The organism is Bradyrhizobium sp. 137, from assembly GCF_023074095.1.
Taxonomy (GTDB): Bacteria; Pseudomonadota; Alphaproteobacteria; order Rhizobiales; family Xanthobacteraceae; genus Bradyrhizobium.
Window position 1 is genome coordinate 1 of record NZ_JADPKU010000057.1, and the last position, 14,694, is coordinate 14,694.

The 14,694-nt window shown below is 60.5% G+C and carries 12 protein-coding genes and 4 pseudogenes; 2 read left to right on the forward strand and 14 right to left on the reverse strand.

The annotated features are described in order from the left end of the window. Positions 1 to 95: 95 nt before the first annotated feature. The 6 genes from IVA78_RS34595 to IVA78_RS17925 form a co-directional block, all read right to left on the reverse strand. On the reverse strand, positions 96 to 362 hold the full coding sequence (locus tag IVA78_RS34595; RefSeq protein WP_346275305.1) for a transposase: 267 nt from the start codon (positions 360 to 362) through the stop codon (positions 96 to 98). Further along, positions 332 to 667 (reverse strand): transposase, encoded by a 336-nt coding sequence (locus IVA78_RS34600; protein WP_346275306.1) that lies wholly within the window; start codon positions 665 to 667, stop codon positions 332 to 334. Before IVA78_RS34600 ends, IVA78_RS34595 begins: the two co-directional genes overlap by 31 nt. 3 nt (positions 668 to 670) lie before the next feature. Next, the gene (locus IVA78_RS17910; protein ID WP_247466756.1) at positions 671 to 1,174 is read right to left on the reverse strand and encodes an IS66 family transposase zinc-finger binding domain-containing protein; all 504 of its coding nucleotides are present in this window, start codon (positions 1,172 to 1,174) and stop codon (positions 671 to 673) included. A gap of 209 nt (positions 1,175 to 1,383) precedes the next feature. Then, the gene (gene tnpB, locus IVA78_RS17915) at positions 1,384 to 1,737 is read right to left on the reverse strand and encodes an IS66 family insertion sequence element accessory protein TnpB (RefSeq protein ID WP_247466759.1); all 354 of its coding nucleotides are present in this window, start codon (positions 1,735 to 1,737) and stop codon (positions 1,384 to 1,386) included. Positions 1,738 to 1,851: 114 nt separating this feature from the next. Next, positions 1,852 to 2,148 (reverse strand): transposase, encoded by a 297-nt coding sequence (locus tag IVA78_RS17920; protein ID WP_247466762.1) that lies wholly within the window; start codon positions 2,146 to 2,148, stop codon positions 1,852 to 1,854. A gap of 78 nt (positions 2,149 to 2,226) precedes the next feature. Further along, complete coding sequence (locus IVA78_RS17925; RefSeq protein WP_247466765.1) at positions 2,227 to 2,640, reverse strand: phytanoyl-CoA dioxygenase family protein; 414 nt, start codon at positions 2,638 to 2,640, stop codon at positions 2,227 to 2,229. A gap of 601 nt (positions 2,641 to 3,241) precedes the next feature. On the opposite strand from IVA78_RS17925, the gene IVA78_RS17930 reads away from it, so the two are divergent. Both IVA78_RS17930 and IVA78_RS17935 read left to right on the forward strand, forming a co-directional pair. Continuing rightward, a complete protein-coding gene (locus IVA78_RS17930) occupies positions 3,242 to 4,177 on the forward strand; it encodes a cyclase family protein (RefSeq protein ID WP_247466770.1) in 936 nt (311 codons plus the stop codon). A gap of 486 nt (positions 4,178 to 4,663) precedes the next feature. Beyond that, a complete protein-coding gene (locus tag IVA78_RS17935; protein ID WP_247466773.1) occupies positions 4,664 to 6,049 on the forward strand; it encodes an MFS transporter in 1,386 nt (461 codons plus the stop codon). Positions 6,050 to 7,569: 1,520 nt separating this feature from the next. On the opposite strand, the pseudogene istB reads toward IVA78_RS17935, so the two are convergent. From istB to IVA78_RS17975, 8 genes and pseudogenes are all read right to left on the reverse strand, one after another. Continuing rightward, a pseudogene (istB, locus tag IVA78_RS17940) lies at positions 7,570 to 8,225 on the reverse strand (IS21-like element helper ATPase IstB); the annotation flags it as partial. Continuing rightward, a pseudogene (locus tag IVA78_RS17945) lies at positions 8,222 to 9,056 on the reverse strand (IS21 family transposase); the annotation flags it as partial. The pseudogenes istB and IVA78_RS17945, both read right to left, overlap by 4 nt. Next, positions 9,057 to 9,626: pseudogene (locus IVA78_RS17950) on the reverse strand (helix-turn-helix domain-containing protein); the annotation flags it as partial. It lies immediately after the preceding pseudogene. Positions 9,627 to 9,645: 19 nt separating this feature from the next. Further along, on the reverse strand, positions 9,646 to 10,191 hold the full coding sequence (locus IVA78_RS17955; RefSeq protein ID WP_247466775.1) for a hypothetical protein: 546 nt from the start codon (positions 10,189 to 10,191) through the stop codon (positions 9,646 to 9,648). After that, positions 10,188 to 11,456, reverse strand: a complete 1,269-nt coding sequence (locus IVA78_RS17960; protein WP_247466778.1) for an aconitase family protein — start codon at positions 11,454 to 11,456, stop codon at positions 10,188 to 10,190. Before IVA78_RS17960 ends, IVA78_RS17955 begins: the two co-directional genes overlap by 4 nt. 73 nt (positions 11,457 to 11,529) lie before the next feature. Further along, a complete protein-coding gene (locus IVA78_RS17965; protein ID WP_247466780.1) occupies positions 11,530 to 13,044 on the reverse strand; it encodes an MmgE/PrpD family protein in 1,515 nt (504 codons plus the stop codon). 611 nt (positions 13,045 to 13,655) lie between these two features. After that, positions 13,656 to 13,871 (reverse strand): hypothetical protein, encoded by a 216-nt coding sequence (locus IVA78_RS17970; protein WP_247466783.1) that lies wholly within the window; start codon positions 13,869 to 13,871, stop codon positions 13,656 to 13,658. Continuing rightward, a pseudogene (locus IVA78_RS17975) lies at positions 13,858 to 14,001 on the reverse strand (MBL fold metallo-hydrolase); the annotation flags it as partial. The pseudogene IVA78_RS17975 and the gene IVA78_RS17970, both read right to left, overlap by 14 nt. Between the last annotated feature and the right edge of the window lie 693 nt (positions 14,002 to 14,694).

Sequence of the window (14,694 nt, forward strand, 5' to 3'; positions counted from 1 at the left end):
CGCGCAAAGGCCGGACATATGACCGCACCGTCCCAATGTGTGAATCGATTGAAAAAGCTCTTGCCACGCGGGCCGTTCCACATATGGGGGCAAGGTCACTCGAACCACGGCTTCAACGCGGCGACGATGGGCAGCGAATGCTCCTTGCGCGCGGTCAACCGGCTGTCCGGCGATGAGCCGCGCACCGTAGCTTCGATGGCGTAAAGCTGTGCGATCTTCCGGACTGCGGTCTCGGCGACCGGCGATTTGCTGTTGCGCGCCAATTTGACGAAGCGCCGGCGCAGATGGCTCCAACCGAGCGTCCTCGGCCCTTGCGGTCGAGCACCTTCGGTCAGCCGGTCATAGCCGTCATGGCGTCGCATTGCAGGAAGCGTCCGTTAAAGCCGTCCAGGAACCGTTCGGCGAATGCGCCACTGCGGCCGGACGCATATCGGAACAGCACGATCGGCGGACTTGGACCGCTGTGGCCTCGGTCGTCAGAGACGATCGTCCAGAAGTAGCCCTTCTTCGTTTGGCCACGCCCGGGATCGAGCACCGGTGCTGTGGTTTCGTCCATGAACCGACGATCCGCCGTGGCCAGATGGCGGCGCATGTGATCCCCGACGGGTTGGAGATGGAAGCAGGCGCGGCCTGACCAGTTGCCCAGCGTCGCCCTATCGAGCCGGATCCCTTATCGCGCATAGATCTCGGCCTGACGATAAAACGGCGTATGGTCGCCGAACTTGCAGACGATCACGTGCGCAATGGCCGCTTCCGTCGGCAGCCCGCCGGGCACAACATGCTCCGGCGCGTGTGCCTGCACGATAGCGCCCGAGCAGCGACGGCAGACGTATTTCGGGCGGCGCGTGACCAGCACGCGCCATTGCGCCGGGATCACATCGAGGCGTTTGCTGACGTCCTCGCCGATTTTCGTCATGGCGCCGCAACCGCACGGACAGAGCGTGCTCGCAGGCTCGATGGTCCGCTCCACCTGCGGCAAATGCGCAGGCAAGCAGCCCCGATTGCGATGAGGGGCTTGATCCGATCCGCCGCGCGATCGGCCCTGGATGATCGCCGCCGCCTTCTCCTGCGCGGCGTCCAGGACGCCTTGCGCGATCTCTACGTCTTCTAGTGGCAAATGATAGTGATCTGGTCGTAGCTTCTCGGACTTCGCGCCGAACTTCTCGCGTCGCATTCGCCGAGAATGAACTCCAGCCTACGCCGCGCTTCCTCCGACGCCGCCAGCGCCCCCTGATGCTCGCTCAAGGCAGTCTGCGTTTGCGCCAAAAGCGCCTTCAGGCGTTCGTTCTCGTCGCGCAGCGCCGCGATCCTCATGCGCTATTTCGAGCACACCGCCGCCGCATGCGCTACGTGCAAAATAGCTTCCGAGTCATTCTGCCGCAGCTATCCCGCTGCCTGCGGACGCCGCGCTTCTTGCGGCCGGACCAATCTCCAATCCAGCCCCTCGAACAAGGCGGCGAACATCGCCGGCGATATGCGCATCACGCCGTCCGCGATCGTTGGCCAAACGAATTTGCAACCTTCGAGGCGCTTGTGAACCAACACGAGGCCCGTTCGATCCCAGACCAAAATCTTGATCCGGTCCGCTCGTTTCGAGCGGAACACGAAGGCCGCGCCGCTGAACGGGTCAAGACGAAGCATCTCTTGCACCTTCGCCGCTAGCCCATCGTGGCCACAGCGGAAGTCGATCGGCCGCGTCGCGATGTAAATCTTCAGATCAGCACCAGGAGCGATCATCGTGACCCTCGCACGGGGCGGGGTCACCTGAGACAGCTGCTATAGCCGCGTCCGTCCGCACAACGACGTCGCCAATCACGATCTCAAGCCTGACCGCCGGAATGTGGCGCTCCTCTAACACCCTTCCACAACCGGCGGCGCGAACGGCGGCTGCGAAGCCTCGCACGATGGCAATTCGCCTCCCTGTCGAAAGCGTCGTCGCCAATCGTAAATCTGCCAGCGCGGCGCCCCGTGCTTGCGCGGCACCTCCGCCACATGAGCGCCGGGCAGCAGCCTCTCGGCCACGATCCGCGCCCGCTCAGCTCCTGAACGCAAACGACGCCCGGACCGTCCTTCAAGCACTTCAAGCCGACTGACTGCCCCAACTGACGAGCCGCCCAAATGGACGTCCCTTTTGCCGTCTAATCCCATCCTAAACCTCCGCTCAAGCAGGAGGCTTCTTCGCACATTTAATCTACCCCTGAAGCCAGGGTGTCGGCTTAGGGCGGCTTAGCGCTTACTGTTCGCCGTGAAGGAGCTCAGGAGGAAATTGGCTCCCAGAACATGCTCGGCAAGCTTGAGGGCAACCGGGTGGGTCACCAGGTCGCGTAGGATCTTTCCCTTATTGAGGAGCATATTCATTCGCTGGTTCACGCCTCCTTCGATTTCGGAAACGTTCTCCGTCAGCGCGCCCGTCTGATCTTCCAGTATCTTCTTCAGCTGGGTCGGTCCAGCATCCTCGCGTGCCCAGCCGAGGGCTTTTTCGGCCGCCGCCTGTTCGACAATGCGCTGGCGAACTTTGGCAACTTCACTCGACGACAAGACGTCAGGAATGATGCAATAGCCGTCTCGAGCGTATTTCTCCTTTGCGGCCGAGAGATTGACTTTGGACACAGTGGCTACATCAGGCTGTTGGGCCAACATTGCTTATTTCCTCCATGGCATTTTACTTGGCCCAATTTTACTTACTTGGCCCAATTTTACCAATTTCGATGCACGACTTACGAGCTTACTTTTCGATCAAGTGACGGAATTCTGCGCGACATGCACGGCTGCCGCCCCTTTTGCTCAATTCTCTACATGAACCTATGAGAGCTCGCCGATCACCGTAACTCGCGCGCACTTCTTCCCCATGGTTCCGCGCAGCCATTCAGGTTAGTAGCAACCGCACTGCATGAGACCTGCCACGATGTCGAGCAGCACGAATTCATCGAGCTAAAGTCCTCATTTTGTTCGGGGTGCGCACCCGATTGATCGCTTGCTTAAGAACATCATAAAGCTGGGGGTGCGGCTTGTGTGAAAAGCTGCATATCGTTGTGATCGCGCGCATAATTTCGGTATGACGCCACTCGATTTTGCGCCGGCAGAACTGTCGTGAAGCGGTAACATCTCAGGCAAGAGCGGCACTTCACGACGAGAGCGGCTCGCGGGCGCCGATGTCAATTAAGAATGCCAGCATGCGAAGAGGCGTTTCACCAAAGAGTCCAAGCTGCGCAACATTTTGCGACCAAAAAAGGAGCCGGCCATGCGGCCAGTCAATTTTGACCATCTTGCTGATAAGCTGCGCAACTGGGGGCGTTGGGGGGAAACGGACCAGCGCGGCACGCTTAACCACATCGGGCCAGAAACGCTGAAGAACGCGGCCGCCGAGGTTCGCGATGGCAAACTCTTTAACCTCGGTCTACGGTTCGACCGAAATGGGCCGCAGCTGGGACGCAAGCGGTTCAACCCGATGGTCTACGCGACAGACCTTTTCACTCCGATGGGCCGTGGCGCGCAAGGAGTCTGCTACTCCGATGACGTCATCCACATGCCCCTGCAATGCTCAACGCAATGGGACGCGCTCGGTCACGTTCATTACGACGGTCACCTTTACAATGGCTGCAACGCGCGCAAATGCCTCACCGAAAACGGCGCACTGAAGATGGGCATCGACCATCTGGCAGCCCCCGGCATCGTATCGCGCGGGGTCCTGCTGGACATTGCGCGGCTAAAAGGTGTTGAGCGGCTGCCGCTCGACTACGCGATCACGGTCGATGATCTGAACGCCGCATGCGAAAAGCAAGGCGTAAGCGTCGGCGCCGGCGACATTCTCCTGATACACACCGGCCACATGCTTTGGTTCACCGCCGACAGGGACCGCGAGGTGTTTATGGGAATGCAGCCGGGCCTCAGCTATACCTGCGCGGAGTGGGCTCATGACAAATCGATGGCCGCTGTAGCCGCCGACAACGTGGCTGTGGAGATATTAGACGCCGAGGGGATGGGTTCGGATATGCCGCTGGCCTTCCACATGCTGGCGCTGCGCGACATGGGCATGCCGCTAGGCGAGATGTTCAATCTAGAGACGCTGGCCGCCGACTGCGCCGGCGACGGACGCTACAGCTTCTTGCTTGCAGCTCCGCCTCTGGAGGTTACCGGCGGCTTTGGCTCGCCCGTCAATCCGCACGCACTGAAATAGGCCGCGCTTGAGAGTGACGAGCTTGGTAGCCTTTTCCGATGCAGCGCTCACAAAACCCGCATTCAAGTCGCAATTTACTTGCGCCCTTTTTGCAGCCCGCCTTGCACGGCGTCTTCGCGAGATCAGCAGCGACAGTTCGGGCCCACCGTCGCGCGGAAAAAATCCATCGGAATGAAACCCACAACGAGAACCAGTTTTCACAGAATGAGCAATTAGATTGAGATCGCTCTCATTCACGAGGGCTTTGCCGGAAACAACCCGTGATCACGGACGCGGCATCTTTAAGCTGGCGTCGGCTTGCCGCCGAGAGATGTAAGCTACCGATGTGCGTAGAGTTCGGATTCATGTCTCGCAGACTTTCCGCTAATTTTTGGCCAAGACGCCGAACTTCTGCAAGAACGGCTGATCGAAGCTGCAATTCGGCTGCCGAGCTAAGTTGCGCTTTCGTTCCCGTGACCTCCTCTTAAACTTGGGGCGCACGGCCAGATGAAATACTTTCGCCGGCCGGACGGGGTTAAGTTCCAGCCGCCAGCCCTAGCAAGAAGCCACGTGTCCGATGTGCCCAAGCTTTCGCGCCGCGCCTTCGTCATTATCTTCTCTGTCTCGATGACCACCGCAATTGGCAACAACGGGCTGCAATCAGTGCTTCCGTCGATCGGCCGCGCGATTGGCATCGCAGACTCGATGGTGGCGGCCATTTTTTCGCTCTCCTCCCTGTTGTGGGCTGCGTCCTCGCCGTTCTGGGCTCGTCAATTGGATCTTCGAGGCCGTAAGCCGCTCATGATCGTCGGCCTTGCTGGATTTGCGGTTTCCATGATGCTCTGTGGCCTGGTGGTGAGCGCCGGTCTGGCCGACTTGTCAACTCCCACGATCGTCTTCGGATTTTTCCTGGTCTGTCGCGCGATCTATGGGCTCTTCGGCTCGGCCACCAGCCCGGCGAGTCAAACCTATATCGCGGAGCGCACCTGCCCCGCCGAGCGCACGCGGTGGATGTCGAGCATTGCTGGGGCTTCCAGTCTTGGCACCGTGGTTGGCCCAGTGCTGGCGCCACTCTTCATCATTGGCGTCTTTGGATTTGCAGGACCGCTGTACGCGTTTGCCCTGATCGCCACGATAATGCTCATTATCGTCGCGCTCTATCTAGATGAGGCGCCGATCTTGGTGACGAAGCCACCGCTCCGGAGTGATAAGGTGGCGCGTAAACAGGTGTGGCTCCAGTCCAACTTTGCCCCCTTCATCGTTTACGGCTTCCTGCTCTTCGTCTGCCAGAATGCGCTGGCACAGACATTGGGCTTCCTGATCATCGACAAAACGAGCAAAGCGCTACCTGAGCTCCCGTCCTCGGCCTTGCTGCACATAGCTCAAGGTCATATCGAGATCGCGATGGTCGGCGGGGCGCTTGCAAGTTTACTTGCGCTCTGGGGCCTCATCCCAATGTTCCGCATGACCCCGAAGGTCCTCCTGCGATGGGGTGCCGGACTGGCATCCCTTGGCAGCGTCTTGGTCGCCCTCTCGCCGAACTACGCCACCGCTATCGTAGGCTATGCCCTTGCTAGCCTCGGCTTCGCCTTGGCCCGACCGGGCTTCATCGTCGGTGCGTCCCTTTCCGTTCCGATGAAGGACCAGGGGCGCGTCGCCGGAGCTATAGGGGCGATCAGTGGTGTGAATGTGCTTTTCGCGCCGTTCGCGGTGAGCCTGTATGAGGTTTTCGCTCCGGCTCCGTTTTTCCTAGAGTCGGTGGTGCTCGCCGGCCTGCTCGCCTATGCTTGTCTCAGTCCAACGCTGCGCAATGTTGGCAGCCGCGTCACAAATCACGAACAAATCAAATTCCGGACTGCGCTCGAGAGCAACGATCATGATGCGGGGAAATAAGCCTTGGAGATTCTGTCTGCTAAAGCTGCGCGTCGCGGAATTCCTTTTCCGTAAGCAAGGTTGCGCGATTTGGGCCTGGCGGTTCGTATAGCGAGTTTCTCGTAATCACTGGTCGTCTCCGCGCTACGGCGTCGAATGCTCATGCTCTCGACTTGCCCGCGACGCAATACCAGTCGCATCAGGCCGGAGACATGTCAGCACCCGATTGCGCGCAGGGCCTTACGAAAGAATCCTCTTGCGCTCACTGGGGCGTTCACAGATGTGAGGAGTACGGTGCCGGCCCCGGCGGATACCGGTGCTCGGGCTTGTGCGAGCTGTATCGCGCCTGGGGGGCCGCCTGTCGGTTTCACCATGTCCAGTCGGATGCGGCCGGCGCTCCTGAAGACATGTTGCCTCCTGTAAGCCGAGCACATCGCGCACCGCGACCGCATCCTGAGAGAACTAGGCAGTTGGCCCCCTCAGTTGGCGGCCGCCATTTCATTTCGAATGTCATGCTGTTGATACTCTGGACGGCTCCTGCAGGGAACGAGATCGCCGCGCTTCGGATCAACAAGCCGCAGGCCACGTTCGAAATTGAGGGGAGTGATCGCACCACAAGACCTTGTGTGGTGATATCTGGCCAACAACCCAGAACATCGTAGAAAGTATCGTACCCGAACTTCCTCGCACCGCTTCAATAAGGCACATGGTTGATGTGGGAATTGCCGCCGACATCCGACCAATCCGTCTCCCGCACTGCGCCGAAGTTCCAGTCGTTCTCGATGCCGAAGATGCGCCGGGCCGTCAGCGAAAGTTCATTGCGTGATCTTGCAAGAGAGAGCGTCAAATCGCTGCCTGAAGACGCAATCATTAACGTACCGCGGAGTTCGGTGGATCACAACATAACACGATCGCACCCGGTTATGTAAGCACCGAACTCGTGAGGGTATGGCCTCGCGCCACTCAGCGTGCGCCATATCGGAGAGCGCCTGCTCCAGATAAAGTCCCGGTCGTTCTTGATCAGAAGCGGACCCGAGGTCAGGTGTGGCTCAAGATCGTCTGGCAGACCGGCGCAACCAGCGAGCATCACGTACAACGGCGCGTTCACACATACCGCGATTACATCGACATTGATCGGTTGCATCAACGGATCGTCGAGTTGAATGCTGAACACAAAATGGATGCCGAGATCGCGGCAGTACTCAATCAGGAAGGCTTCGTCGCGGCCCGAGGCTGCGCCTTCAAAGGCGAGAACGTCTGGGTACTGCGTACCCGCTGGAGCATTCCCACCGTCAAAATCAACGGCGTCGACGAGAATCCGATGCGCTGGCCCGACCGTAGCTTCTCAATTCAAGGCGCAGCGGCTGAGCTTGGAGTAACCCCGCAACGTGTTCGATTATCTCGCGCGCGGATTGCTGGTAGGTCATCAGTTAACCAAAAGCCAGCCATGGCAGATCGAGCTCTCAGACGAACAAATCAGTCGGCTTCGCAACCGGGTAAGACGCAGCAAGCGTTCGAAGAAGGAGGCACCATGAAGTCATCGGCTCCGGGAAGACCTTGTTCCATTCGCCGAACGGCTGATTGGCCGTGATCAGCATCGAGCGCCGCTCGTAGCGTGCGCTGATGAGCTCGAACAGCACGCTGGTCTCGGCCTGGTCCTTGGTGACGTAAGCGAGGTCGTCAAGGATCATGAGATCGAAGCGATCGAGACGATTGATGGCCGCCTGGAGGTTGAGCTCGCGCCGCGCCACCTGGAGCTTCTGCACGAGATCGGTGATGCGGGTGAAGAGGACGCGCCATCCGTTCTCGATGAGGGCCAAGCCGATCGCTGCCGCCAAGTGGCTCTTGCCGCCGGGCGGGCCGAACAGGAGCAGATTGGCGCCCTTGCCCAACCAGCCATCGCCGGCCGCTAGCGCGGTCACCTGCGCCTTGGAGATCATCGGCACGGCCTCGAAGTCGAACTTATCGAAGGTCGTTCCGGCGGGCAGCCGCGCCTCGACGAGATGGCGCTCGACGCGACGGCGGCCGCGTTCAGCGATCTCCTGCTCGGCGATGGTGCGAGGAAGCGGGCCGCCGGCCAACCTTCCTTGTCGGACTGCTCGGCAAACTGTGGCCACAGCACCTTGATGGCGGGCAGCCGCAGCTCGTTGAGCAACAGATTGAGGCGCGCGGTGTCGACGGCGTTGGCCGTGTTCATGCGGCGTCTCCGATCTGGCTGGCGCCGATGAGGCACTCATAGCTGGCGAGTGGGGCAAGCTGCACCATGACCTGCGGCACGCAGGCAGGATCGGGCGCGAAGTGGGCGCGCAGCCGTCCGAGGTCGGGCAGTTGGCCGGCGTCCAGGTCGGCGGCGAGCTGACCGGCGAGTTCGGCCTCGCAGCCGCGCTCGTGCGCCAGCGCAAGCAGATCGACCATGAGCCGGCAGGCTTTCCTGTCCGGCAATCGTTCGCGCAAGCGATCGAAGGTTCGGCGATAGGCCTCGCGCGGGAACAGCCGATCACGGTAGACGAGATTGAGCAGCGCCACTGGCTTGCGCCGCAAGGAATGGATCGCGTGCCGATAATCGACGACCTGGTCGTGCTTGCCGTTGGGATGCGGCCGCCCACGCGGCAGGGTGACGAGATGGGTGCCGCCGATGAACACATCGAGACGATCGTCATAAAGGCGCACCCGCAGCTGGTGGCCGATCAGGCGTGACGGCACGGTGTAGAACACCTTGCGCAAGGTGAAGCCGCCGCTTGACGTCACGCGGACAATCACCTCCTCGTAGTCCGAGGTGCGGCGATCCGGCAACGCCTGCAGGGTAGCGGGCTCGTGGTCGATGCGCTTGGCCTTGCGGGCATTGCGAAGGCCGACGATCTCGTCGATGAAGCCGCGATAGGCGGCGAGATCATCGAAGTCGGCAGTGCCGCGCAAACAGCAGCGCATCGGCGATCGTCCGCTTGAGATGGCCGTGCGAGCTCTCGATCGCCCCGTTCTCGTGGGCGATGCCGCGATTGTTGCGGGAAGGCCGCATGCCGTAATGTGCGCCATTGAACAGCTTCAGATAGCCCTGCGCTCGCTCCAAAGCCTGGATCGAGGGCTTCTCGTCCACGCAGAGCACTTCTCCGGCGGGACGACGTAAAGGCCAACCACATCGGCGGCTTTGACCGTAAAGTTCGGGGTCGTTGATCTCACACCCAAAACTTGCGAGCCGCGAGGTCAATCTTGTGGCTGCGGAGGAACCGCCAGACATATTGGGCGTCAACATCGTCGAGTGCCTCGGCCAGCAGAGGGCCGGTCCAGCGTGCGAACCTTCTGGCGGCGGCTTATCCAGCAGCCGCTCTCGTCTTCGTATAGATCGGCCGCTTGCCGGCTGTGGCTTGTCTTGCAGCCCTTCGGCCCTAGTCGGCATAGCGATGCCGCCAAAGGCTGACAATCCGCGGCCGGCCCCAACTTCCTTGGCAATCGACCGGGTGCTGCGCCCGTCGGCCGCCAACAGGACTATCGGCCCCGCTTCAAACCACGCTGCAATGTCATCGGTGAGCGACAACACGCCTCAAGCAAGCACGTTGCGATCTTTCCTCGAAAGGCGGACTTCTATTGCTTCGGGTATCATCCCGATCCTGAATCACGACTCACGTTCCAAGAAAAGCGGGTACTAGCCTCCTTCGGCTAGCGAGCTTTTGTAGGGTGTAGGGCTTTAAACCTCCAGCCGCCAAAATCGAGAGGAAAACTTGCGGTGTAGGCCCCACGCCAAGCGCAACCGACCGGTTCAGGAGGTTTCCCTTTCCCGTCCTGAGGTCCAGCTCCAGAAGATCGCCGGACGTGACCTTCGATGGAAGGTCTGGGTACGCGATGGCTGGAACTCCGCGGTCGATGCACTCGCGCTGGAACTGCGGGTGAAAACTCTCGGCGAGAAAGCCAGCGAACCCCAGCTTCTGGAACGCATTGATGTAGTCGTAGTGATGTTTGCCCTGCCCGAAGCCCTTTCCCGCCACGATTATATCGCCAGCCTCGACTTTCCGGACCAGCTCCGGATCGACTTCTTCAAGAAAATGCCTGGCAAGCTCTTCCGGTTGTCCGGCGATACCCAGCATCTCGTAGATCGCGGGGAAGAAGTAATAGACGCTGACGTGGTCGCCGTATTTCCACACCTTGCCTTTGAGCGTGAGGGTGTTCATCTGAGATAGCCTCTGGGGTCACTGATCTCCCCCGTAAGCGCCGATGCGGCTACAACGGCTGCGTTCGCGGCGTAGATATTCGCCTTGGTGCTGCCCATCCGCCCGGCATAGTTCTCGACGGAAGCCGTGATGCACGTCTCTCCATCGGCGAGCCGTAGCGGCGTATCATTGCCGAAATGGCACGCGCCGCATCCCGGTGAGGTCACGGTCGCACCAGCGCGCAGGAGTGTCCGAAGCACCCCGTTCTCGGCGGCGTCCCGTTGCACGTTCGACGAAATCGGCGTCACGACGAGTCGTACGTCAGGCGAGACCTTCCGCCCGTCCAGAACCTCCGCCGCGAGCTTGAGATCCTCCATCCTTCCGCCTGAGCACGACCCTATGTAGGCGGCCTGGACCCTTGTCCCCCTCACCTCGCTGAGGGGTTGAATCCTCGAAATGTCCCCGGGCCCGGAAACCAGGGGTTCGAACGTGGAGAGGTCGTATTCGTAGGAATCGACGTACTTAGCGTCTTGGTCCGGAGTCACCGGTTCGAACGGTTCCCTGGCCTTGGGCTTCAAATATTCGAGAAGCCTCTGGTCCGGTTCGAAGACCGAGGTTATAGCGCCGATGTGATTCGAACCGTTCGCGACGCCCATGCGCACGTCGATAGGCAATGACTGCAACCCCGGCCCCCCGAACTCAAGCACGCGACTATCAGCTCGGCCACGAAGGTCTTGCAGCAGCCGGAAGTAGATGTCCTTTCCGAGTATCCCTTTGGGAATCTCTCCAGTCAGGTCTATTCGGACAGACTCTGGCACGACCATCCATATCTCACCTGTCGCCAATGCCGGGAAGGTCGAGAAGATTCCTGCCATCGCGAAGCAGTTCAGCGCGCCCATCGTGGCGCCTTGTGTGTCCGAAGAAAGATAAAAGGTGCCTGGCAGAACCCATCCCTCTTCGGCCGGGACTTGGTGCGATAGACCATGTCTGCCGATGTCGTAGATGTTCTCTTTCGGTACGCCTATCTTCTGCGCAAACTCCCTTGATCGCTCCACATCGCCCCACCATTTGACGTTCGCCTCCGTCGCTCGAGGAGGGAAATGGTCGAACGAGAAGACCACGCGCTTTGGATCCCAGGCCTTGAGATTGTTCTCGACGAGCCAATCGTCAACGGCTGAATCCGGCATCGAGACCACATCGATCTTCGCCGTAACGACATCGCCGACCGAGACCGCGTCCTTGCCGGACGCTCTTGCGAGAAGCTTCTCCGTCATCGTCTTGGACATTTATTAGGAGTCCTTTCTCGCCGGTGGCGTGTACTTCTTAACCGTCGCACTCGTTGGGTCCGCGATTATACGGCTATGCTCGGACGAGTTGCATGAGCTTCCGAATGTCACGTGCGGATTCCAGACCCGCCACGACGTCGAGCACGCTTCGGGCGGTGCCATGAAGTCGCGGGGACGCAAGGCGCTGAAACCTGGCCTCAAGGTCTGTATCCCAAGTCAGGTGGGCCACGTCTGCAGAACATAGGGTGAGCGTCTGGCCATCTGTCCGCACGACTTCGACGGTGACGGTCTCATCGCCCGCGTCAGTCGTCAGCAAGGTTGTCTTGCGCGCGACTGCCTCCACGTTCGGATCCCCGAACGACTCCTTGAAGTATCGGAACTCCGTGACCGGTTTGCCGAGCAGCGTGGCGATGGACGTGAACTTGGCCGACATCAGCACCTGCACCGTGTTATGATAGGGGGGCTCAGCGCGGATTCCGGGCGCGTCGTAGTCCCTCGCCGGTCGGGTGACTATGACGCGCTCGATCTCGGAGGGTGCAAAGCCAGCAGGCTGAAGCGATCGGATCAGGCGCATCGTCTCCTGATTGGCTTTGCAAGCGGGGAAGGGCTTGGACCAGGCGCTGTGGATCCCGAGCCCTGCCGTTTGCGCTGTCAAAGCGCCGGGCTCGTAATCTCGGTCGCGCGCGAAGGTGCTGAAGAATCCGGCGGCGCCGTCGAGTGTGGCTGGCGAGGTTTCACCACCAGCCCCAGCGAGAGCCGCCGCGGTGATCCCGGCTCGGGCTGCAAGACCCGCGTGGACGTGGCCTTCGATCGTCCCATGACCGAAGCCCTCGTAGAACCCGCCAGCCATGTTTGCGGCGAAGTTAAGTGCGTTGGCGAATTGGCGCGTGTCGAGACCAGACAAAAACGACGCAGCGGCGGCGGCGCCGAATACCCCGATCGCCGGGACTGCACGAAACCCGTTCGAATGCAAACCCGCAGCTGCGGCCATATGCATCCGTTGCGTCGCTTCGTAGCCAACAACAATCGCACTCAATACCTCTTTGCCTGAGCGTCGATGCTGCTCGCCGAGCGAGAGTGATACAGGAACCACGAAGGTTCCAGGATGACCTCCGCCTCCACAATCCGCCTGACCCGTGGTGTGGCTCGTGACGGCGTTCACAAAAGCGGCGTCTGCCGCGGCGGCGGTGGCACTGCAACCAATCACGGTACACAGACCGTCACTCGGACCTACTGAGCGAAAAGCAACCGCCGATGCCGGCTCCTCCAATCCATCGAAGGTGACGCTCAACATATCGAGAATGCGTTGCTTCGCAGCCTGCACAGTATCAGCAGCCAATTCTGTTGTCGCGACGCCCTGTAACACCTCAGCAAAGGCGGTGGTCAGGTCTGACTTCCCGGTCTGCATAAATTTCTCTCTGTGGAGCACCAGCGGATATCCCTGCTCGAGCAATAACGCGCCGCTTTGCCTTTCCGATAACTGATTTATCAGCAGTGCGCTCAGTATAGGTGAAGTCCACGCCGCAAAGGCGGAAAAAAGGAATGAAAATCGCCGAAAATCTGCTCCATTTTGACGCACGGCGCACATCGCACGACTCGGCCGCTCTATCGATAACTGGATAGGCATCGATGGGGAGGCGAGCGGAAACTTTACGGTTTCAGCTCGGCGCCTCCGATGTCTGCGCAAGACACCCGAGGCCGCGTCCGCGAGATCGCGCAGTTGCGGCGGCACCGTTGGACTGGCCCGGCGATCGCCTAGGCGCTCGGTATGGCGCCTCAACCGTGGGGGCGAGGCTTCGCAGATTGGGACTGGGCCGGCGGGCGGACCTCGACCCAAAGCTCCCGTGATCCGCCACGAGCGCTCCGCCGCCGGCGAGATGATCCACCTGCACTTCAAAGAGCTCGGCCGCTTGGCGCGGGCCGAAAGCACCCTTCATCGAGAGCGTGACGCCACCAGAATGGATTCGCCTTTCAATCCTCGTCAAAACGAAAACATATGTGGCCCGCATCGCTCACTACGCGCCCTGCTGTGGGGGTTGGAAAATGTGCTGGCAGCAGCTTCGTCGGCGTGTCGATGCAGCGGGCAATTAGGTCGCGTATCACTTGGCTTGCCGTCGCGGCGTCGTAGCCGGGGTTGACCCAATCGGGCCGCGCGAACTGGATCGGTTGGTGGATAGCGTCGGCGCTGAAGATCGCATCCTACGACCGCGAGCAGAGATAAAGGCCGCAGTGATGTTTGGTGTGGCCGTGGAGGGGCATGTCGCGCACCTCGTCCGGCATTTCGTTCTCGACGGCATGGTCATCCTCCACGAACGTCGCCAAACCGCGGTCCACCACGAGCAATACACTGTCGTCCCGCGACAGCTTCCGGTACGGCTTGACCGTTCCCGCCCCGATGGCGTCATTCGAATTCACCTTTGCTGATGACGTAGCGGGCGTTGGGGAAAGTGGGCACCCACTCGCCGTTGAGCAGCCGCGTGTTCCAGCCGATATGGTCGGCATGCAGATGCGAGCACATGACGAAATCGACCTGTTCGAAAGGACGCCCGCGCGCGCGAGGTTCTCAAGGAAGTGTGCATGCAATCGATGGCACTGGAGGTAATACGGACGCTCCTTGTCATTGCCGCAGCACGTATCGAACAGAATCGTATGGTGGCGCGTGCGTATCAGATACGCAGGCGAGCGCCCTTTCAGATTTCGCGTTCCCGCCTCCACGAGACGGGGCCCCAGTGCTCGTGTTCTGCAACGTCCTCCGGCGTCACCCTCGTCCAGAAGCCAGCTGGGCTGGATCGCCCAATCGTACTTGGGGATCGAGTCGACGGGACTCTCTCAAAATCTGGGTCTTCATGCTGTAGCACCTTTCGCCCGAAGCGCTGCGATCTCGTCGCCTCGAAAGCCGAAGCGCGACAGCACCTCGTCCGTATGCTCGCCGAGCATCGGGGCGCGTGTCGTCGGCGTGTCCCCAACCTTCATCTGGATCGTAAGCTACCCGCTTACGTCGCCAACGCTGATGCAGCAACCAAGCCCATCGTGTGGGGCTTCGCTGACGACGAAACTAGCAAAGACGTCTGAGCAGCGCCGGCAGCGGCGGAGTCACTGCGCCCGCCATGCCAGCCAACGCTCCTGTATGTAATCCTCATTCGTCTTGCCATCAGCGCGTTTCGCCACAAACCAAGCCTTGTCGAAGCGGACTGTCTTTGCCGCGTTGTCGGGGTTTATGCTTATCAGCGGCAGCAGA